The organism is Hymenobacter lucidus, assembly GCF_020447265.1.
In the GTDB taxonomy this organism is placed as follows: Bacteria; Bacteroidota; Bacteroidia; order Cytophagales; family Hymenobacteraceae; genus Hymenobacter; species Hymenobacter lucidus.
Window position 1 is genome coordinate 18,604 of sequence record NZ_JAJADR010000014.1, and the last position, 20,705, is coordinate 39,308.

Below are 20,705 nucleotides of genomic sequence, written 5' to 3' on the forward strand. Positions count from 1 at the left end.
CTACCAGGCTTCAGCCCTAGTGCGGTGTAAATGTTTAAGAAAGGGCTGCTCCTTATAGGAATGAAGGTTATCAATAACTGTCAATACCATTTGGGCACGGGCAGCATCAGGACCATATTTTCGTTGTACGCCGATAATGACTTTCTCTGCTTGCAGAGTCAGCCGGAAAGCGTAGTAAAGTCGAGGGAAGTTCTTCAAAAGTAGATATTGTTCGGCAGAAAAAGGGGGCGAAAGGTCGGTGTCAGGCTGCGCAGAAACTTGTGGGAGTTGAAAAAGCGATTCATCATCTTCACGGCGGAGGGATATGAAACTGAGCATCCCATCGAGCCATTCGTCGATTATAGGCTGGGGCAAAAAGTCGCTTTCAAAATAGAAAAGCTCTTCGTTACACAGCTCCAGATATTGTTGCACCGTTTCGGTGGTGAGCGGGAGCTGGCCTAGCTTTGAGCTTAGCTTTTGAAAACGAGTGGTACAATTCGTAATGACAGCATGGTGAAAGCTCTTGCGGGAGCCCTGCCAGGTCAGCAGCGCAAACAAAAGCCCAACGGCACCCAGGATAGTGGCTATGTGCGCCAGAGACTCAAGCATTGGGGGAAAAGGTTAGTGTAATATGGATGGATAAAGTAAGGCCTTAGCTCAGTGCTTTCTCTAGCTTCTCCTTCCGGCGTTCCCAGTCGGGTAGGATTTTAGCAAGGAGACGGTAGAAACGGCGGGAGTGATTGGGCTCAATGAGGTGGCAGAGCTCGTGCAGGATGACGTAGGCAATGGAGCTTTTGTCGGCGCGAATGAGGTCGGTGTTGAGGGTGATGCGGCCGGCGGGGCTGCAGCTGCCCCAGCGCTTTTGGAGGTAGCGCTGGTGAAGAGTGGGCATAGGGAACTGATACTCGCTGAGCAGCGGAAGGCACTGCTGCAGAACGGCCTGGAACTGCTCGGCGGCATGCTGCTGGTACCACTGGCGCAGCAGTTGGGCAGTGTGTTCGGCGTCGGCGGGGCGGGGCGTGTGTACCACTAGGCGGCCGCGGATAAGCTTGACCTGAGATTTTAGGGCCTCTTCGAGGCGGAGGCGGTACTGGCGGCCCAGGTAGAGGTGGGTTTCGCCGCTGACGTAGCGGCGGGCCGGTGTGGAGGGGCGGAACTGCTGGAAGTAGGCCTGCTGGCGCAGAATCCAAGCGGCGCGGCGGGTAACGCGGGCCTGAATCTGTGCGAAAGGCACGTCGGGCGGCGAAAGGACATGCACGCGCTGGTCGGGGTGGACGGAGATGCTGAGGGTGCGGCGCGGGCGTACCTCTACCGTGAAGGCCAGCTCGTGGCTGCCATAAGTGATGGAGGACTCAGTAACACTCATGCGTACTGGCGGCGGGCAACGGCAAATACTTGGTCGAGGAGGCGGTCGATGGCTTCTAAGGACAGGCCGAGGCTTTCGCGGGCATTCAGGTCGAAGAGGTAGTCGTCAAGGGCTAGGCGGGCGGCGTTAACAAGCGAGTCTTTGTTGGGCCAGTCGACAATAGGGCGGTCTTGGTCGAGCAAATGGCTGCGGAGTAAGTCGTCGAGGTGAAGGCCTGCGTGAATAGCTACTTCGCGAAGCGTGGCTGCATCGATGCCAGTGGTCTGGCGGAGGGCTTCTTCGGTGAGGCCGTAGAAGGCCTGAGCGGCGGGGCGGCCCTGGAGGGCAGCGGGAGTGTCCGGGGCAGTGCGGTGGCGTAGCACCTGTTGCTGCACATCGCGGGCCCGCTGCAGGTACTCGGCCTCAGAGATGCGGCGGGCGCGGTAATCAGCAATGGTTTCTTCGATAAGCTCGGACAGGCGGCGGAAAAGGGTCGGGTCTTCGTCCATCTTCTCGGTGATGGTGCGGGCGGTCCGATGAGCAATGGTATCGGCCTTGGCAGCGGGCGTGCCGGCTTCGGCCACTACTTCGGCAAAGTGCTGCTCGTCGAAAATGTTGACCAGCTGAGTGAGGCGAATGATTTCCTCAGTGCTGATGTGCGTGTCGATGAGCTTCTGCACCTGGGCTTCGTACTGTTTGTAATCAACTGTGTCGGCGTAGCGCTGCTTAGCCTGCTCACGCAACTTGAGGAAAAAGGCACCATCGTGGCGGTATTGTTCGACTTTGGCCGGCGGGTTACGCTGCGTGAATTCCAGTGTGGAAAGGGCCAGGCGCAGTAAGCGCGCATAAACGGACACCTTCTCGTAGAAGTCATGGCGAACGGCCGCATCAGCCAATAGCAGCTGATAAGCTTCGGCGTCGTAACGGTTGGGGACTGCGCGAAACAGGTCCCAAAGTGCCGCGTGGCGCTGGGGCAACTCATCTACCTGCCCACGCACATGTGCAAGCGTGTCGGCCAGGTCGGCTTCGTCGAAGCCGTCGAGGCTGGAGTAGGTGTTCAAGGCAGAATCGAGCTGCTGGAGGTTGCCGTAGTAGTCGATGATATAGCCGAAGTCTTTGCCAGGGTGCACGCGGTTGACGCGGGCAATGGCCTGGAGCAAGGTATGTTCGCGCAAGCCGCGGGTGAGGTAGAGGACGGTGTTGCGGGGGGCATCGAAACCGGTAAGCAGCTTATCAACGACGATGATTATTTCGGGCTTGTCTTGGTATTTGAAGGCATTAATGACGTTTTTCTGATACTGCTCGGGCGAACCGTGCAGGTCCATCATGCGCTTCCAGAATCGCACAATGGGGTCGGTGGACTCGGTGGCGTAGGCATCGTCGGTACCCTCGCGCTCATCGGGGCCGGAGATGAGGACTTCTGATGACACCCGGCCCAACATGTCAAGGGCTGCTTTGTACTTAAGGGCTGCTTTTTTGGAGCCGGTGACGAGCTGGCCTTTGAGGCCGGTGCCAGCCCAGGTGGAGCTGAAATGCTGGCTGATGTCGAGGGCTATTTCCTGAATTTTCTGCTCGGCTTCGTTCAGGGGTTCGGCGCGACTGACCTTGTGCTTGAGGTCGGCACGCTGGTAGTCGGTGAGGGGCTCGGTGACAACATCAAAAAACCGGTCGAGGGGACGGGCATTGACAGTTTGAGCGGCGTGGCGGCCTTCGTAGAGCAGCGGTACCACGGCTTTGTCTTCGACGGCCTGGCGGATAGTATAGGACGGGTCGATGAGGCCGCCGAAGCGGGCGGCGGTACTTTTCTCGCGCTTAAGTAGCGGCGTGCCCGTGAAGGCTAGGAAGCAGGCTTTGGGCAATACCTGGCGCATGCGCGCGTGCAGGGAACCATACTGAGAGCGGTGGCCTTCGTCGACAAGCACGAAGATGTTATCATCGTCGAGGGGTACGTCGAGATGCTTGACTGCTTTGTCGAACTTGTTGATGAGGGTGGTGATGACTTCGGCACGCGGGTCGTGCAGGAGCTGTCGCAGGTGCTTGCCGGAGCGGGCGCGCTTGGGCAGCTTGCCGCACTTGATGAATGTGCCCTCAATCTGCTCGTCAAGGTCGGTGCGGTCGGTCACCAACAGAATGCGGGAGCCGGGCAGGCGCGGGTCAGTGGCCAGCAGCTGGGCCAACATAACCATGGTAAGCGACTTGCCGGAGCCCTGGGTGTGCCAGAGTACGCCGCCGAGGCGGCGGCCATCGGAGTCGCGCTGCTGCACCCGCTCGAGGGTGGCGCGCACGCCGAAGAACTGCTGGTAGCGGGCTATTTTCTTGAGGCCGTCTTCGTAAAGCACGAAGTGGAAAGCCAGGTCGAGCAGGCGTTGCGGCTGACAGAGGCTCCAGAGGGCGCGGTCCTGGCCAGTAGGTAGCTGGGGGGCAGCCTGGAGCTGGCGAAAGTGGGCCTGGGCGTAGGTGAAGTCTCCGCTGAAGAGGACCGCTTCCTGCTCAGGGCGCAGAGGCTGGTTTTTGAGGGTGAGAAGCTGTTGCTCCCAAGCGGCCTGAGCCTCGGGGTTGGGGTGTTGCTCGCGCCAGACAGCCCAGAACTCGGTTGGGGTGGCGGTGGTGGCATAGCGGGCTTGGTCGCCGTCGGCCACAAGCAGCAGCTGCGACCAGATGTAGAGCGGGCGAATGCCGTCTTCGGTTTGCTGGCGCAGGTGCTGGGCAATGGCCTGGTCGAGCAGGCCGGCAGCAGCGCGCTTGCACTCGAGCACGGCCAGAGGAATGCCGTTGACGAAAAGCACCACGTCGGGGCGGTAGGTATCGGGTAGGCCGGAGCGCTGCACCGAAAACTCACTGGTAACGTGGAAGACGTTGTTGGCGGGCTGCTGCCAGTCGATGTAGCGCAGGGAAAAACTTTTCCGGTCGCCGTCGACAACCTGCTCGAAGCTTTTGCCGAGGGTGAGCAGGTCGTAGGCAGCCCTGGCGGCGGGGCCAAACCCCAGGGGGCCGGGCAGGTCGCGCAGGGCCTGGATGGCGGCGGAAAGGTTGTCGTCGGAAAAGGGCTGCTCCTGGCCGCGGTGGCGCACGGCGTTGAGGCGAGCGAGCTGAGCGCGCAGCACCGTTTCGAGGAGGACGCTTTCAGTACGCCCGCCACGGGCGGCTAATGCCTGCGCGGGGGCTAAGTAGGTGTAGCCGAGCTTCTGCAGCCACAAGAGGGCCGGGAGTTGGGAAGCGTGGTCTTCGCGCAGGTTGGGGGTAGCGGATGCAGGCATAAGGTTCGGACGGTGCGCCTCTTCGCCCTCTCTGGGAAGAGGGAGCCAGACGTGGGTAGCGGACGAGTGAATTTTAATTGCTTTTGCGGCGAGTCTCATTCTGCAGTTTGAAGGAACCCAGGAATCGTTCGGCCTTGAAGCCAGTCGTTTTTCTTATTTTAAGCCGCGTTACAGCTACTCGTTATGCCCCGACAGATAGTCAATAAGTTCGGCTTGATTCTGCTTTAAGGGTTTAATTAACTCTTGGTCCGTCCCTAACAAGTTAGCCAGCATCCCTGCTATTTCTTGCACAAACACCAGTGATTTGAACCACTGGGCGCAGAAATATGCTCCATCAAACTGGATTGTATCACGGTTTGCAGGGCAATAATGATGTTGTTGAGATAAGTCCCTCTGCAGACGGTATAAATAAGACAAATGCTGAGTCGCGTTTAATGCATTTATCTGGTGGAACATGTCGCTTTCGGTTAGCGGTCTATCCACGGCTTTAGGGTCCTTGAAAAGTGTTAAGTCGCTTGTGGCCCTCAGTTGGCCAGGCTTTTTAGGGACAAGCGAACCTGTTTTAGGGTCAGCTATAAACATGTGTTGCCCTTTGCGATGCATCTCATCTCGTAACTCCTGCGCTTCTTGCTGAACTACTGCCGGGTCTTCACCTGGCCGTTCAAGATTCAAATTATCGGCCACGAAATTTAGATAGCTAATATATGGTCGGTCAAGAAGGTGAAGCTCATTTCGGAAAGACTCTTCGTGCTGATGGAAACTGGCCAGATACAGGCCTGTAATAGCATCTGTCAGACAAGTTCGCATCACGAGCGAAATGGGCACCTTGAGTTCTGGCTCTGCTGGCCACTGTGCCAACTGAACTGCGACACCAATGAGGTTACACCTTATCCGGCGAAGCAAATCCAAGTAGGTTTGCTGAATCAAACTTACTTGCTTAAACTGAAGGCCAACACCATCAATCCCATCGATTAGACGGGTGATATGGCGGTAAAGAACGTCGCGGTTTTTTTCGTCTGCGTAAATCATGGCTGTGAGGAATTAGGGTTTGTCCCAGTAGCGGCGAAACATTTCGGCTTCGACTTCCAGTAGGTGTTGGTAATCGGGATTGGCAACGGCAGGCAGAAATTTGGAGCGGTGAATGTCCAATATGCCTAACTGCACTTCGGGTGTAAGCTTAGCACGGAGTTGCTGCTCAAGCAGATGATTGATAGAACAGACACGTTCCTTGGTAAGGCGTTCCTGGCGGAAATACAGCTTAAGCACGTGCACTTCACCATCAATAACGAGGCCCAACTCGGGTGCTACGTTTACCACGATGTCGGCATGTTGCCAGATGGTTTTGGGTGGCTGAATCCACTCTAGCTTCTTACGGCCCCAGAATTTTTGGTAACCTTTCACCACGGGTGGGTAGCACTTCGCCTTCTGCTTATTAGTCAAGCCTTGCAGTACACTTTCAAGCTCCTTTTTGGGCTTATCGTTTTTGTGCACTTGCTTAACATGGTCGCGGACCGGACCATAGAAATCGAACTGCTCATCACGTTTCAACTGCTCCACAAAGCGCAGCTTCTGGATGCCGGTTTTGGTGACGAAGTTCAGGAAGTTGGTAAGGGAGAGGGAGACAGACTGGGCCATAATCAGGTGGAAGGATGGGGAAATAAGATTGGCGAGTATTAGCTAAAGCTGCGCTGGCTGGGCTCTTTCAGCATATTCTCCGCACTCCAAGTAGTTCCTAGCCAGATGAGTACGCCGTCTGGGCCAATAAACCTATCCCTGCCATTTTCTACCGGTTCCTGACCAAGTATTCTTCGCAGCTTTGGCAGTCTCTCTGTAAGTACTGCGTACCAACCTGATTGCTCTAAGAAATAACTATCTATTTCATTTAGTAGACCGATTCTTACGTCCAAGTCTGGAAAGTAACGGGTAATGTATTCCCGATTGCCATGAGTTTCGACCTCTGCACCTTGACTATTGCTATCAATAAGGCTACGAAGTGGCTCATAGTAGTGCTGAAGGAAATCTAGTGGGTCGATGGTATATCCTTCGTCGTTTGACTCACCTTCAGGGTCTTCCCAAGTTGCATGTAGAATGCCTGCTCCCTTTGTATAGGAAATGCAGGCTATTGGAACATAATTCTTGATATTTATAGGCTGGGCTCGGCAGGCTTGCTCAAGGGCGCTTTCCATCAAACCGCTTTCAATTGCATTACTCCGGCCTTTCGCCTCCAAGACGAACCACTCTTTTTGAGGATTCATACCGATAAGGTCAGGCCGAGTACCCTTCAGCTTCTGGCCATGACTTTTTAGGTAGCTATCGTAGTGCAGTACCCAAGGAACAGTTAAGCAATGGCCGGATAAATATTTAGCCATTGTGAGCCCCATGAAATAAGAAATGGCGGTCTTTTCGCTACCATCGAGCGCCTTATACAAATCGGTTTGCTGAAACTCCCCTTTTGCCGACTCCTTCCAGTTCATTTTAATCATGTGCAAGCGCATCAGGCGCTCGTGGCGCGAATACTCCTTGTGCTGGTTAATCTCGCTTGCACCTGCCTTGCCCGCTGTAATGGCGGCCCAAACCAGATTGCTCCAATAGACAATAACTGTGTTTTCGCTGGTACATCTCGGATACTTAGCGGTATTGAATCCAGCAGAAGCATAAGTCAGTGTAGGCATTGTGTTATTAGTTAGCTTGGATGGTATTACAAAATTTGTTTTCGTTTCCGCATATCATTGCCTCAAGTCTGACCCTGCCGTGCGAGTGAACAGATTAGAAAACGTCCGGCGCAGATGCTCACGACGTTTCTCATCTTTTAGGACAGGCAGGTATATGCAGGGTCAATCTGCGGCCTGAAATGTAGAGCATCTAAGTAGGTCAATGCACCACGCATGGCATACCGCTGATTTGGTTTCATTGCCATATGGTAGGCACGTAGCTGCTCCATAATTGGAAGACAATGGCTATGCGAGTAAACATCGCCTCTTAAGGAGTACAGGCATTCTGCTACTCGGGACGCATCATCTACACTACCTATTTCAACTGGCTGCGAGCCTACTATAAGCTCAAAATATTCCTTGCGCTTTTCGGCTTGGGGCGTACCTCCTAGCGTATGGGTTGAATAGCTTGCTGTATATCTAGCTGCATGGCCTGGAAAAGGAAATAAACCGGGACATTAACTGTATTGCCATGCACGATTGCCTTAATATAATCCTGAGGTGCAGCTTCCAGATTACCTGTGCTGAAGGCTTTAAGCAAGTCTTCTTCATACAGCGGCTTGGACCTGGTAATAACACGGGCTACTTCTGGTATTTCGCCAATGATGCGTAGAGTGGGAGAACCCTCGGCACGCTCCGAATACCTATCTACTATCTGAATTTGGCTAAGTAGAGCCTCATCCAGAATAAAGGTGTTGGCGTTTGACTTAATCTCGCCAGTTTTTTTGTTCAGGAAGCCAATATTGTCGACTCCAATGGTAGCGCACTTCTCGAAGATGTTACGCCATTTCCGGGTTTCATCCTCCCGTACTTGGTTGATGATATTGACCAAATCACCAGCTTTAATTTTCTCAGACTTAGCCCCGTAGCGAAAGTATATATCCGCTCCGAACGTAGCCGCAGAATCCTTTGTGCAGACAACAGGCTTGGTTTGGCTTTCCTTCACCCAAATGATACCCAGCGTTTTGCCGTCTACCTCATATTCTGCGCGCTCATATTCTATATAGGGCGAGAATAGCTCGTTTAAGTATGTGGTGATTACCGAGTCATCAACAGCTACGAAGTTGGACACGCCCAACACTTCGTGCGGTGTGTCTTTAACCCCGAAGACTAAGCAGCCGCCCCGGTTATTGGCAAAGGCTGCCATGGATTTGGCATACTTGGCGCGGCTTTCTTTGGTATTCCAATCAAACTCCCGCTTGAACTCGGTGGTCACCGACTCGCGACGAATAAGGCGCCCATGATTGTTCAGACGAAAGAAATCGGCAAGCCACTCGTCATCGTGTATATTAATCATACAGCGCTCATTGTACTAGGGAGGGTTCAATTAGGTAGACCATGTACTCAGGCCTACCAAAGCGGTGGAGATGCTTTGGCAAGCCTAGCATGACCGGTTAACATGGTGGAATTCCACCACGTTAAAAGGAAACTTCGAATCAGTTATGCGGCACCCGCAGCTGGCCCGTGAGCAGCTGCTGCATCAGGCCCTTTTTCTGCTGCTGCCACTGCCGGAGTTGGGCCTGGAGCAGTTCAATTTCCTGGTTCAGTGCTTCGATTGTCTGAACAATTTTGCGTTGTTCCTGAACCGATGGGGGGATTGGCACAGAGTGCTTGAAGTAGTCCCGCAGATTGAAGGTCATCTTCTCGATGTGCACGCCATGACTAGCTAGCAGCGCTATGTTATAGAGCTGTGGCAGATGGGATAGGTAGTTGAAGAACTCAATTAGTAGTTCGTCTTCGCTCTTGCTGACAAGCGAGATATACGAGCCGGACACTTTCATACCCTCAAACTCTTCTGTTGCCAGTCCCAATGCACCGTGAACCACTTGCATTTTCGAAATCAGAAAGTCTCCGGCATGTACATCTTTCAAGCCTTTAGTAAGAATCTGATGCCCGTGTAGACTTTCTCGAAAGTATAGGCCACCTGAACGACGACGCACACTAACTAGGTTATATAATTCGTCATCGTCCCACACGATATCCCGACTCACTTCTTGCAGGATGTTGCCCAGCTTCATCTCACGCCACGGCTGCTCCTGGAACTCGGGAAACCGTCGCTGGCCCGTGAGCAGCTGCTGCATCAGTCCACGCTTGTATTTGTGCTTAGCCTCAATCAAATCGGTTAGCCCTTTTTCATACTTTTCCCACTGCTTCAGAAAAGACACGATAAGGGTCTGCTCTGACTTTGTGGGTAGCGGAAATGTGAAATGAGTGAGGGTGCCAGCATTAATATTTTTCTGGCCGCCGCCGGCTTGCCCGTTGCTGACAAATTCTTTCCCTAGTTCCGAATTGATGAGGTAGCACAGGTAATCACTATCTACCAAAGACGGTTTCGGCCTGGATATGAGCGTAGTGAAGCTTTGAGCGTTTTCAAACTCTTTTGTAACTACAGCCGATATTCCCGGATAGCCGGTACGGACAGTTAGAATGTCGCCGACACGGAGCCGCTTGTTTCTGAATGAATGCTCGTATTCTTCGTCGATAAAAAGCAAGTCACTGGTATCCAGATAGCCTTCCTTTATATTGAGGTTGCGCAGCAAGATTATACCGGTATTACGGTAGGCATGAGTTGCCGCGCTGGCTATACCTACAGTGACCTTTGAGGTAACGTCGCTTAGCTTCATCACTTCCCACTCTTCAGGAATCCACCCGAAGCGTGTCAGCTTGTATCCCGGCTTCGGTGCGGCAGCCGACGTAGTTGTTATATCCATCGTCTCCATGCTTACGCCTCCACATTAATACCCAACTCGCGCAGGTAGGTATGCACCTGGTCACGCACGGCGGCCAGCTCGCCTTCCAGTCGGGTGATTTCCTGCTGGGTTTCTATAAGGCTAATGACCGATTCGGCCTCCTGGGTATCCACGTAGCGCGGAATGTTGAGGCTATAGTCGTTTTCGAGCAGCTGGGCCGGGGTTACGCGCTGGGCGTAACGCTCCTCGGTTTCGTAGCGGCGGTATGCGGCCACCACACGAGCCATGTGGGCCTCACCGAGGCGGTTCTGGTTTTTGCCAGCGTCGAAGTCGCGGCTGGCATCGATGAAAAGCACATCGTTGGTGATACGGCCTCGGCGAAAGAGCAGGATAGCGGCCGGAATGCCAGTACCGAAGAAGAGATTACCGGGCAGGCCGATGACGGCATCGAGCAGATTTTCTTCGATGAGGCGCTGGCGAATCTTGCCCTCGGTGCCGCCCCGGAACAGTACGCCGTGGGGCACGATGACGCCGGCCTGGCCGTGGCCGTCGAGGGTTGTTTCAATCATGTGCAGAATGAAGGCGTAGTCGCCCTTGCTCTTGGGCGGCAGGCCGCGGTAGAAGCGGCCGTGGCGGTCGAGGCCGGCTTCGTCATGGCCCCACTTGTCGAGGGAGAAGGGCGGGTTGGCGGCTACCACGTCGTAGCGGCGCAGGTTTTCGCCGTCGAGCAGGCGGGGGTTACGCAGGGTGTCCCCCCACTCAATCTGGGCATCGTCGAGGCCGTGCAGGAACATGTTCATGCGGCACAGCGCGTAGGTCGAACCGTTGATTTCCTGGCCGTAGATAGACACGTTTTGCGAGCCCACCTGGCGGGCCATCTTGATGAGCAGGGAGCCGGAGCCGCAGGTGGGGTCGCAGATGCGGGCGCCGGGCTGGGGGTTGAGCAGGCGGGCCAACAGTTCGGCTACTTCGCCAGGGGTGTAGAACTCGCCGCCCTTCTTGCCGGCATCAGCGGCGAAGCGGGAAATGAGGTATTCGTAGGCATTGCCGATGACGTCTTCACCGCCTACCACGGAAGGGCGCAGGTCAAGGCGCGGGTCGGCGAAGTCCTGGAGCAGCAGCTTGAGGCGGGTGTTCCGCTCCCGGGTCTGGCCCAGGTTGGGCTCGGAGTTGAAGTCGATGTTGCGGAACACATCGGTCAGCTTGCCGCGGTTGGCGGTTTCGAGGTCGTCGAGGGCGATGTTGATGAGCTCACCGATGTTGTCGGCGTTGCGCTGCTGGTAGAGGTAGTCGAAAGCACAGTGCTCGGGCACCTGAAAGCGCTCCAGCTGCATGGCGCGGGCGGCGCGGGCTTCGTCGCCCTGGTACTTGGTGAGGTAGGCGGCGTGGTGGTCTTTCCACACATCGCTGAGATACTTCACGAAAAGCAGCGTGAGGATGTAGTCTTTGTACTGGGTGGGGTCGACGGTACCGCGCAGGGTGTCGCAGGCGCGCCAGAGGATGTTGTTGATTTCTGCCTGGGAGACGCGGGGCGTGGTGGTGGGTTGTTCTGGGGTCATGTTCTAGCGGGTTGGCCTCACCCCCTGCCCCCCTCCAATGGAGAGGGGAGCCGAGAAGGCGCGGGTAGTTTTCTGGGGGGAATGATTAGGACTGACGGTGCGGGTCGCCAGGAATGGCCGACCATTTGTCCCATTCGACGGCTACGCAACGCTCCAGGCGAATCTGCCTGTTTGCGGACTGATTAGAATTCAGCGCCTGGATGACTTGCTGCATGTCGGCCAGCGCAGTTTGCGGAGTAGTACCCGTCTTCCAAAACGACGTGTTGGGCAGATAATAATTCTGGTTACCGGAAGACCAGGCATCTGCATATCCTTTGGTTTGCATTGCCGATTTTACCTCTGTATGACGGATGGTGATGTCGTAGGTGATAAGTGCGTTCATGGTCAACGAGTAGGTTAAGCGGTGAGAAAGGAGCCGGTGGCAGCGTGGATGGCATCCTGGAAAGCCTGCTGATAGAGAAGTGCCTTCTGCTGCAAAAGGCGCTCGGTGAGCTGCTGCTCATGAAGCCAGAGCTGGTGGAGGCTGGCCAAGCTGTGCTGGATGGAGAGCGGGGGCAGGTCGATGGTGGTGGCCAGCAGGGCGGCTTTGTTGAGGACAGGGACGGTAGTGCTGGCGTTGGTGATGCCCTGAAGGCGGCGTTGCGTTTGAGGATGGTTGAGGTAGGCGGCCAGATAGGCCGGTACTACTTCAGGATTGGGCCGCAGGACGAAGAAGCCGGAGGAGGCCACGTAGCCCGCCAGCTCGTCGGTGACCAGTGTGGCGGCGTAGCGGCCGCCTTTGGCAGGCAGCAGCACATCGCCGGGGTGCAGCTGAGCTCGTTCGGTAGCGGGTGTGGCGGAGGCAAACCGGGTGGGGGTTTGGGTTATCCGACGTCCAGTGCTATCGAGGTCGCTGGGAAGTAGCAGAGGCAAGGGGCCTTCTTCCACCGGCTTCTCGTAGCTTCCCAAGAAAGTTGAAGTGATTTCGGAGAGGGTGAACACGAATATTATCTTCTGTAGTACGCTACAAAAGTAATGCACGTTCCGTTACCAACCAATAAATATCTTCTGTATTTGCCTACAAAATAGAATTCTTTGTGCGCCTTCTACAATCCAATCATGGCTTAGTGCGCAGACACGGATTAACCATAATGGGTAACAGGTTTAATATTAGCGCATTAGTCAACGCAGGCGATACCGCTTGAGTAGCTTGCGCACCTGCGGGCCCTGCGTGGAGTCAGGAGCCTGTAGCTGCTGGGCGTCTTCGCGGTAGTACACCTCGCGGAGGGGTTGCTCGAAATCGGCGCGGAGAGCTGGGAGATTGGCGGGGAGGAATTCTTCATCAAGCGAAGCAAAGGCCGATGGCAAATGCTTCTGAGCGTGCTGGTGAAAAAATTCTACATGCAGGCCTTTGGGCTCAGTGGGTGCGGAGCGGTAGCGGCGTTGGCGGGCTCGTTCAAGCCAGCGCGATACGCGGGTGGCATTATCTGGGGTAGTGGATACATAAGGCTCCCTACTATTTGAAATATCGTCTGCTGCAGGTGAGGGCGCTACTCGGTTATTGGCATCAAAAGGGGCTACATCGTGCAGAGTGGAATCCCACTGAATTGGGGCTGCGATTTGCACTGCCCGGTACAGCGGCCGGTCAGCCCCATAATAGTCGGTACGCATCCCAGCCTGAGCCAGCATCTTATTGGTTTCTTCGTCGGCCCGCCATTTGGCTTCAGCTGGGGCCTTATCGTCGGCGAATTGCAAATCTTGGGGCAGTTCGTCGAGGATGCGAATGGAGACGTGATAACGAAACTTACGTAAAGTCTCGCGGGAGTGCTCCTCCTCCAACGGAGCTACAAATGGTAACTGGGTGCCATTGCGCACAGCGAGGTGGCGCTGGCCAAGCCGGATATCGTAGGAACCAGGGTCATCAGGAAAAATGCTTCCCTGCATGTGTAGAGCAGCTGAGAAATAACGGACGGGTCCACCCGCCAGGTCATGGGCGCGAATAGCTAATTGGTTCTTGTCGTTATCTATGAGCTTGAATTGATTCAACTCCTGAGCATCGGCGCCGGCCAGCAGAATGAGATGCTGCGCCAGAGTGGTCATCTCGTTGGAATCCCAGGCCAATGGCATGAAGTAGGGGCCGGACTCCACCTCGTCCTTGGGCAGCCCCTGCAGTTCCTTGTAGGTATCAAGCAGATTGGGGTCGAACTGGCGACAATCAGGGTCTTGCAGGATGCTGCTGAAATATCGCTGCGCCTGCGTATAAAGTACATCGTCCTTAAAACAAGGCAGCACCAGGGTAGCCTCGCGGTTGACCCCTTTTAGCGCTTGCTTGGTGAAATTGTGGCTGCCCACCCACAACTCTGCTTTGTTATCGGGCAGGTCGATAAGCAGCATTTTGGTGTGGAGTAGATGGCGCTGTAAGTACGCATCCAGCTTCTTGGGCTGAATTTCCTTGAAAAAAAGATATAGCTTGGTGACGCCCAACTCGTAAAACTGAGCCAGCTTGTCAACGTTGGTGGGGGAATGAATGTCGGCTATGCAAAACGAGCCCGGCTGGGCCAAGACCCTTTCCAAGTCGTGGCTAACCACACCTGGCCCGATACTCCAGAAGCAAACGGAAGCGTATAAAGCCTCGGCGTGCTGAAGAGAGCTATTGAGCTGCTGGATAATAGAGCGCTTATACGGATTAGCAGGTAGCAGGGATAGGTCCAAGATGGGAAGAGTTTTGGTAAACGGAATCCCGAAACTACGGCATTTATTTTCCTACTTTCTCCGCATTTTACCTCCGCAAACTCTTGCGTTTTATTTGATTATATGCCACACCGATAGAGGCCTATGCTCCTAGTTTTCTACCACAAAGACCATGGCTAATATTTAATACTATCGTTCAAATCCTTCTGAGCGCGGTCTGCTTACCGCCGCCCTCCCGCCAGTACGTTCTGCATGAAGAGGTGACTTTTCAAGTATGCTGACGGCGTCTTTTAGCTCGACAAGCAACCGGCTGTCGCCTAGTTCTGAAATTTTGTTCGCAACCTCTACAGCCTTGCCAACATTCTCACGGTTCAACCCTCCTAAGTAAGGCGTCCTATCTACGTGTTTGGTTACCTCCTCTAACCGAGCGGCAGCGAACTCTTGGTTATTCTCTCGCAGTTTTTGAGCAATCTGCATGGCCGCCACCTTGAACATTGCTTGCGCTTCTTCATGCGTCTTAAGCACCGGTACTGAGCGATACTGATTCTCATTTACCACGAATTTGCCAATCGTCATTTCGCTAACCTGCTCAGCCGCCGCAAGAAACCGCCTAGCATCCGTCTGGTCCTGCCTGGCATCCGGCCCCTGCAACGCGGGATGCTTAATAATCTTCTCCGCAGCCTGCTGAAACTGCCTCAGATGGGTCTGAATAGCTCCAGGGTCCAGATTGGTCGCCTCTACCCCCTTCCCCACCTCTACGCCCTTCTCATAGTTGCCAGCGCCGGGCATGTTCGCCACAATATCCATCACCCGATAGCCCGTCACCTCCAGCTCGCGCCGGGCATCCATGGCTTGCATCTGCGGGGATAAGGCTGCCAGTGGCCGCGCCTGGCTCGGGTCGCGCAGCTTCTCGGCTTCGACGCCCGGCGCCGGGCTGATTACCTGCTCAAACATGGCTTTGAGTGCCTGCAGGTTTTTCTCCGCTTCCTGGGGTTCGTGCGGGCGCACCATCGCCAGGTCACGGGCCCGATTCAGCGTAGCCGGGTCGATGCGGGCAAAGTCAACCTGGTAGCCGGCTTCCTTGCCCAGCTGCACAAACGTGGCCTGCAGCGTGCGTCCGTTGCCGTCCCGAAAGGCGTGGGTGTGGTTGTACTGGTCGAGGTAGTAGGCGGCGCGCTCGGCAAACTTTTCCTCCGACAGCCCCTTGAGGTTATTCTCCTTGCCCAACTGCTCGCCGATGGCATTCAGGCGCAACTCAATCTCCTTGTAGGGAGCGTAGGTCATAGTCTCTTTAAACCCGGTGACGTACGTGGGCTTGTGCCCCTGGAACTCCCGGTCGGCCCGGGTTTCGCCGGCCCATTGGTAAACCCCCTCAAACAGCTTCTGGTGCACCTGCTTGAGGTGGGCATGGTCGTAGCGCCCGCCGGGGATGCCGCCCTGCACATTGAGCCGCTGCAGGCGCAGCAGCGAGGAGTCGGTTTCGGCCTGGGCCAGCTGCTGGGGGTCGGTAATGCCCAGCCGGTTTATCCGTACCCCCTTCTCGTCGCTGAATCGGTCGCCGGCTACCATCAGCGCGCGGGGTTAGGCTCGGAGGCATCGGAGCCTGCTCCCGGCCGGTAGCGGGCCAGCAGCATGGCGTCGGTCAGCTCAATAGCCTCCTCGATGCTTATCTCGCCGTCCACGTGCCGCTGCATGATGGCCAGAGCCGCCGGGCTGGGCGCGGGGCCGTTGCTCATCAGGATGGCAATGGAGTTATTGGCGTGCCGCTCGCGCTCCTGGCGGGCAGTCAGCTGTTCGGGGGTGAGGCCGGCCGGGGCGGGCGTGAAAAAGGAGTTCATCATGAGGATTGAAGTATGGATGATGGGTACTTACTTAACAGCAAAAAGGGCCTAAACGTCGCTTTTTTCGGGGTTTTCGAGGCTAATCCACCTCACTCTTTGTGCCTCCTGCTAAGGTGTTTACATGCAGGGCCAGGGTTTCTTTTACCTGCTGGCTGACCCTCCGGTAGTTCTCCTGCACCACGACTGAGAGCTTGGCGGCACTATTTTCTTCGCTGGCCCCGAACGTGGCCACGGGATGCAGCGGAAACCGCTCCTGGGTGGCGTCAGCGCGGGAGATGACGCCCTGGAAGAAGGTGCGCTCGGTTTCCACGGTCTGACCGATAAACTCGCCCTGCTGCAGGCTGATGGCGTCCTGCACCCGCACCAGGTTGCGCTCCTGGTAGCTGGTGCTCAGGTTAGAGCTATGGCTGCCGTGGCCCCCTCCCCCGCCCTGGCTTTTGCCGGTGCTGGTGCTGTGCATCTGCTTGTCCTCGCGGCCCACGAGCTCGGAAATGAACTTGGCCGTGTCGAGCGAGTTGACCTTGCCGAAGAACTGGTTGTTAAGGTTGCTCACCATAACCTTCATCTTTTCAGGCCCATAGGCGTCGGTCATTTGAGCCAGGTCCTGGGTCATGTAGATGGTGGCCACCTTGTTGCTGCGGGCCGTGGCCGGCAGCAGCTCCAGCCCCGGCACGTACACCGTCGCGGCCTCATCGAGGAACACGTAGCTGCGGTGCTTGTGCTGCTGGTTCATGAGCTTGATGGCCACCGTGATGATGCAGCTGACCACCGGCGAGAAGGTTTCCTTCAGCGTGGGGTCATTGCCGATGCAGAGCAGGGCTGGCTGCTTCGGGTCGTTCAGGTTCAGCGAGAACCCCTCCCCTTTCGCCTCGTCGGGCGTGAGCACCCAGACGATTTCCGGGGAGTTGATGCGGTTGAGAATCACCTGCAGCGTGCCTACCACGGCAGCCACCTGCTTTTCAGCCCGCTGCTCGACGGCCGTCACGATGCTGCGCACCATGCCGGCGCACTCCGGGTCGGTTTCCAGCATCGAGAGCACGTGCTTAAAGTCTTTGTGGATGGCCGTGGCCACGACGTGCGGAATGGTACAGTAGCGCGGGAAGTGCTTTTTGTAAAACCAGATGATGCCCGTCAGGTAGGCCACGGCGCTGATGTCGAAGAACTCCATCTTGCGGATGCTGGCCGGGTTGAGGTTGTTGATGATGGCCCGCGAGTATTCCTCGGCAAAGGCCACCACCGGCATGTCCTCGGCCCGCAGCGGGTTCACCCGCTCGCTGCGCTGCAGGTCGCGGAAGTTGATGACGTGCAGCACCACGGCCGGCTCGGGCTCCCCACTGGGCAGCAGCCGCGGCGGGCTCTGCCGGCGCCCGGCCAGCTCCAGCGCCTTCTGGGCCACTTCGGCCAGCACCGGAAACTTAAAGTCGTAGATGAGCCCGGCAAAGTTCTTCGCCGCCAGCTGCTCAATAACCGGCTCCCCGATGGAGTAGGTCTTGCCCGCCCCGGCGCCGCCGAGCACCAGCACGCCGCGGTAGGGATTGGGTACGTTCACCCAACCGCCCCCTTCCGTGGGCAGGTTGAACCCGTCCGGCGTCTCCAGCTTCTTGCGCTCCACGCTCAACCCAAACTCCGGGCTTTTGGTCGCGGCCCGCGATAGCCCCACCACAAAGCCGCTGGCCAGCGCCACCGTCACCGCGACGGGGTAGCCCACCCGGATAAATCGCGGCGAGTAGGAAGCCATGGTCAGCAGCACGTAGGCGCTCAGCAGAAACAGGCCCGCGCAGCTGGCCACGACGACGCGTACGGCCTCGGGCCGCAGCGGCTTGCGTCGGGCCGGGCCGCCGGGTTTGCGCTCGGGCGCGGGCAGCACAAATACCAGCACCCCGGCCGCGAGCAGCACCAGCGCCCGCAGGAAGATGCCGGCCGCTTCATAGAGCCGGCCCGCCTTGACCAGCAGCTTGCCCTTGAATCCCTGCCCGGCGGTGGCCACATGCAACGCGGCGGCCCCTCCCCTGCTCACCACCTGGTCGCCGGCCCGGCTCGTGGCCGTGGTCAGCTCGGCGGCCTGTTTGCCTACCACCGGCGCGGCATGCCGCTGCAGCCGGGCCCGGCGGGCCTCGGCTCGCTGCTGGTTGATGACAGCTAGGCGGGCCGCCAGGCGCTGGCCGGGGGTTAGCGTGGGCGCCTGCCCTGCCTGGTGCTGGGCGGCGCGGGCCGCCGCTAGCTCCGCCGGGTGCTGCAGCACGTACCATTCGCCGGCCAGCAAGGCCAGCAGCAGCAGGCCGATGAGCAGGCCGATAGATTGGGACTGGGCCGCCGGCCGAGGGGGTAAACTGGTCATAGGGGAGTAGAAATAGGGAATTGATTACTGGCCGGGGCTTACATCTCAATGTCCAGCTCCGCGCTGCGGCGTCCGGGCTTCTCGGCCACGTGCTCGGTGCGCTGGTCCTGGCCGACCTGGCTACGGCGTACCAGGTGCTGCACTGCGTGCAGGGCAGTAGCGGCCTGACGCTGCGGGGCAGCGGCCTGCTCCCGCCCCGTGCGCAGCAGCTGCAGGGCGTTGTCAATGGGTCGGCCGTCGCGGGCCCGTTCCTCGACCCGGGCCAGCATCCGGTAAAAGGTCTTGTCAAACTCCCGGGCCACGGCAATGCCCTGCACTTTCTCGGGCACTAGGTGCTGCTCGCGGGGCACCAGCAGGTTGATGCGCGCCACGCGTTCGGCAATCTTCTCCAGCCGGCTCGCGTCGTGGGTAGTGTCCCGCTCCCGCGTGGCCTTGGGCCGCAGCTTCTCGTGCTCCTGGGCCACGTAGCCAAACTGCCGCTCGAACTGCCGGCCCGCCGCGGCCTGCCAGCGCATCAAATCAAACCGCTGCCGGCGACCGCCGGGGTTGAGGGTAATCTTCTGCTCCGCGTCGCGGGCGCTCACGATGACGTGCACGTGGGCCTGCAGGCCCTGCCGCTTCTCCCCTACTTTGGCCGTGCCGGCCAGTACTTCGGGGTCCGTGCCCCGGTGGGTGCGGTCCTGGTGGAGCACGGCGCCCCACACGATGTCCGGGCTGCTCAGCTGCCGGCCGCCGGGCAGGGTAAAGTTCTGCGCGTATTGCTGCATCACCTGGCGGGTGTAGGCCCTGAGCTTTTCGGGGTCGCTGCCGATGTGGGCCAGCTCCTGCTCGCTCGGGCTCAGCACCAGGGAGTAGAATTTAGCCTCGCCGGCTCGCAGGCCTTTGACGTTGGTGTCGATGGATTGCTGCACCTGCGCGGCGCACAGCTCGTCCGCGTCGGCGCTGAAAAACGTGGCTTCCCGCCCCTCCCCTACCGCTTCGTGCTGCAGGTATTGGAGCGTCTGCGCGCTGCTGCCCGTGTTGGTATAGGCGGCTTTGCCGTGCGTTTTGGGGTTAATTAATTTGACATACATCCGAGAGTAAATAGGTGTTTTGCTCGCATAAGATGGGCGCTTTTTCTCCCCTATTGCCCCTGCCCTGACGTCGCTTCGACCGGCTTGCTGCGCTTGCCGGGCCCTGCTTTTTGGGCTGCTTCCAGGGCTTCTTTTACCTGCTTTTCTACCGCTTCCTCGTTGCGCTGGCGCAGCAGCTGTAGGGCCTGCTGCTGCCGTTGCAGCTGCGCCTCGCTGAGCGTTTCCAGCTGCGCATTGATGTTGCCCACCAGGATTTCATTCAGGCGCAGCACCCGCTCCAACGTGATGCGAGTGCGCAGCATCTCCTCCAGCATGGCCGTGAGCAGCGTGCGCTCCTGCTCCTGCATAAACCCGAATACACGGTCCCCGAGCTTCTTTATCTGCTGCATGATGAGCTGCCCCTCGCGGGCCTCCGTCTCGCGGGGGTCCAAGCCCCGGGTGGCAAAGTATTCCACGGCCGCGCTGGCATATACGCCCAAGCTGGCGCCGACTTCCGCCGCAGCCGCTTCGGCTTTCCGGTGGGCATTATTGTCCAGGGTGACCCGCTTGCGTAGCTCCGTGCTCATCGTGTTATTTAGAGTTTAGCGGCCTTGTGGACCATTTTTCATGCTTTAAATCAGCTACTTACCTTCCCATGGTCCACAAATCAGCTCTGCTGATTTATAAACTACTCAATACCAAGGCGTTATCCGTGGGATTGGGTTGTTCTTCTTGCTGAGACTATTCTATGGTTAGCAAAAAATTAGTGAGAAGCTAGTACGCAGCTTTCCGCCTTGCTGAGACTATTCTATGGTTAGCAAAAAATTAGTGAGAAGCTAGTACGCAGCTTTCCGCCTTGGTGTTAGCAGTTGCCGCTTTTTTCCCTACTGCCCTGTTCTTTCGTGCTCTGCTGGCTTTGGGATTGGACCGCTGCTTGTTGCTTCGTCAACTGGTTACGCGCACTGATTTGGCGTCAGGTTAGAGCTTTCCCACCTTCGAAATGGCTTTCCAGTGCCACCCATCAGGGTTTTCAAGTCGGCACCTACCTCCTGTAGTTCTGCAATTCTGTATTTCTGTTGCTACAGGCAAACTAAATACTCAGCAGTACAGCGGCAGCAGTAATGAGCTTCTGCTTTTCTGTTGTTCTGTTTTTCTGCAACTACACAAGTATGACAGCATACAGCTTGGGCTTGCACTTTCTGCTTTTATGCAATTCTGTTCTTCTGCATTTCTGTTGCTTGGCAAGACACCATCTACTGAGGC

Annotated in this window: 17 protein-coding genes; all 17 read right to left on the reverse strand. The window is 56.9% G+C overall.

Annotated elements, in window-relative coordinates; translation table 11 throughout:
* The 17 genes from LGH74_RS23805 to LGH74_RS23885 all read right to left on the reverse strand — a co-directional run bounded on the left by LGH74_RS23805 (position 1) and on the right by LGH74_RS23885 (position 20,029).
* A complete protein-coding gene (locus LGH74_RS23805; protein WP_226180509.1) occupies positions 1 to 588 on the reverse strand; it encodes a hypothetical protein in 588 nt (195 codons plus the stop codon).
* Positions 589 to 631: 43 nt separating this feature from the next.
* Positions 632 to 1,345, reverse strand: coding sequence for a M48 family metallopeptidase (locus tag LGH74_RS23810; RefSeq protein ID WP_226180511.1), 714 nt, complete (start codon positions 1,343 to 1,345; stop codon positions 632 to 634).
* Positions 1,342 to 4,581 (reverse strand): type I restriction endonuclease subunit R, encoded by a 3,240-nt coding sequence (locus LGH74_RS23815; RefSeq protein WP_226180512.1) that lies wholly within the window; start codon positions 4,579 to 4,581, stop codon positions 1,342 to 1,344. The genes LGH74_RS23810 and LGH74_RS23815 overlap by 4 nt, the downstream gene beginning before the upstream one ends.
* A gap of 174 nt (positions 4,582 to 4,755) precedes the next feature.
* Positions 4,756 to 5,610, reverse strand: coding sequence for a hypothetical protein (locus LGH74_RS23820; RefSeq protein WP_226180514.1), 855 nt, complete (start codon positions 5,608 to 5,610; stop codon positions 4,756 to 4,758).
* Positions 5,611 to 5,622: 12 nt separating this feature from the next.
* Positions 5,623 to 6,216, reverse strand: coding sequence for a hypothetical protein (locus tag LGH74_RS23825; RefSeq protein ID WP_226180516.1), 594 nt, complete (start codon positions 6,214 to 6,216; stop codon positions 5,623 to 5,625).
* Between the two features lie 38 nt (positions 6,217 to 6,254).
* Entirely contained in the window at positions 6,255 to 7,253 is a 999-nt protein-coding gene (locus LGH74_RS23830; protein WP_226180518.1) for a hypothetical protein, read from the reverse strand.
* 427 nt (positions 7,254 to 7,680) lie between these two features.
* Positions 7,681 to 8,589, reverse strand: a complete 909-nt coding sequence (locus LGH74_RS23835) for an AlbA family DNA-binding domain-containing protein (protein WP_226180520.1) — start codon at positions 8,587 to 8,589, stop codon at positions 7,681 to 7,683.
* A gap of 139 nt (positions 8,590 to 8,728) precedes the next feature.
* On the reverse strand, positions 8,729 to 10,012 hold the full coding sequence (locus LGH74_RS23840) for a restriction endonuclease subunit S (protein WP_226180522.1): 1,284 nt from the start codon (positions 10,010 to 10,012) through the stop codon (positions 8,729 to 8,731).
* Positions 10,013 to 10,014: 2 nt separating this feature from the next.
* On the reverse strand, positions 10,015 to 11,541 hold the full coding sequence (locus LGH74_RS23845) for a type I restriction-modification system subunit M (protein WP_226180523.1): 1,527 nt from the start codon (positions 11,539 to 11,541) through the stop codon (positions 10,015 to 10,017).
* Between the two features lie 85 nt (positions 11,542 to 11,626).
* Positions 11,627 to 11,923: a hypothetical protein gene (locus tag LGH74_RS23850; protein WP_226180525.1), complete on the reverse strand. Its 297-nt coding sequence runs from the start codon at positions 11,921 to 11,923 to the stop codon at positions 11,627 to 11,629.
* Between the two features lie 14 nt (positions 11,924 to 11,937).
* Positions 11,938 to 12,522, reverse strand: a complete 585-nt coding sequence (locus tag LGH74_RS23855; RefSeq protein ID WP_226180527.1) for a restriction endonuclease subunit S — start codon at positions 12,520 to 12,522, stop codon at positions 11,938 to 11,940.
* A 180-nt stretch (positions 12,523 to 12,702) separates the two neighbouring features.
* Complete coding sequence (locus tag LGH74_RS23860) at positions 12,703 to 14,232, reverse strand: phospholipase D-like domain-containing protein (RefSeq protein WP_226180529.1); 1,530 nt, start codon at positions 14,230 to 14,232, stop codon at positions 12,703 to 12,705.
* Between the two features lie 168 nt (positions 14,233 to 14,400).
* Positions 14,401 to 15,780, reverse strand: a complete 1,380-nt coding sequence (locus LGH74_RS23865) for a Fic/DOC family protein (protein ID WP_226180531.1) — start codon at positions 15,778 to 15,780, stop codon at positions 14,401 to 14,403.
* On the reverse strand, positions 15,780 to 16,052 hold the full coding sequence (locus LGH74_RS23870; RefSeq protein ID WP_226180533.1) for an antitoxin VbhA family protein: 273 nt from the start codon (positions 16,050 to 16,052) through the stop codon (positions 15,780 to 15,782). Before LGH74_RS23870 ends, LGH74_RS23865 begins: the two co-directional genes overlap by 1 nt.
* A 79-nt stretch (positions 16,053 to 16,131) precedes the next feature.
* Complete coding sequence (locus tag LGH74_RS23875) at positions 16,132 to 18,390, reverse strand: TraM recognition domain-containing protein (RefSeq protein WP_226180535.1); 2,259 nt, start codon at positions 18,388 to 18,390, stop codon at positions 16,132 to 16,134.
* A 38-nt stretch (positions 18,391 to 18,428) separates the two neighbouring features.
* Positions 18,429 to 19,463 carry a DUF5712 family protein gene (locus tag LGH74_RS23880; RefSeq protein WP_226180537.1) on the reverse strand — a complete coding sequence of 345 codons (1,035 nt, stop codon included), beginning with the start codon at positions 19,461 to 19,463 and terminating at the stop codon, positions 18,429 to 18,431.
* A 50-nt stretch (positions 19,464 to 19,513) separates the two neighbouring features.
* Positions 19,514 to 20,029 (reverse strand): BfmA/BtgA family mobilization protein, encoded by a 516-nt coding sequence (locus LGH74_RS23885; protein ID WP_226180539.1) that lies wholly within the window; start codon positions 20,027 to 20,029, stop codon positions 19,514 to 19,516.
* Between the last annotated feature and the right edge of the window lie 676 nt (positions 20,030 to 20,705).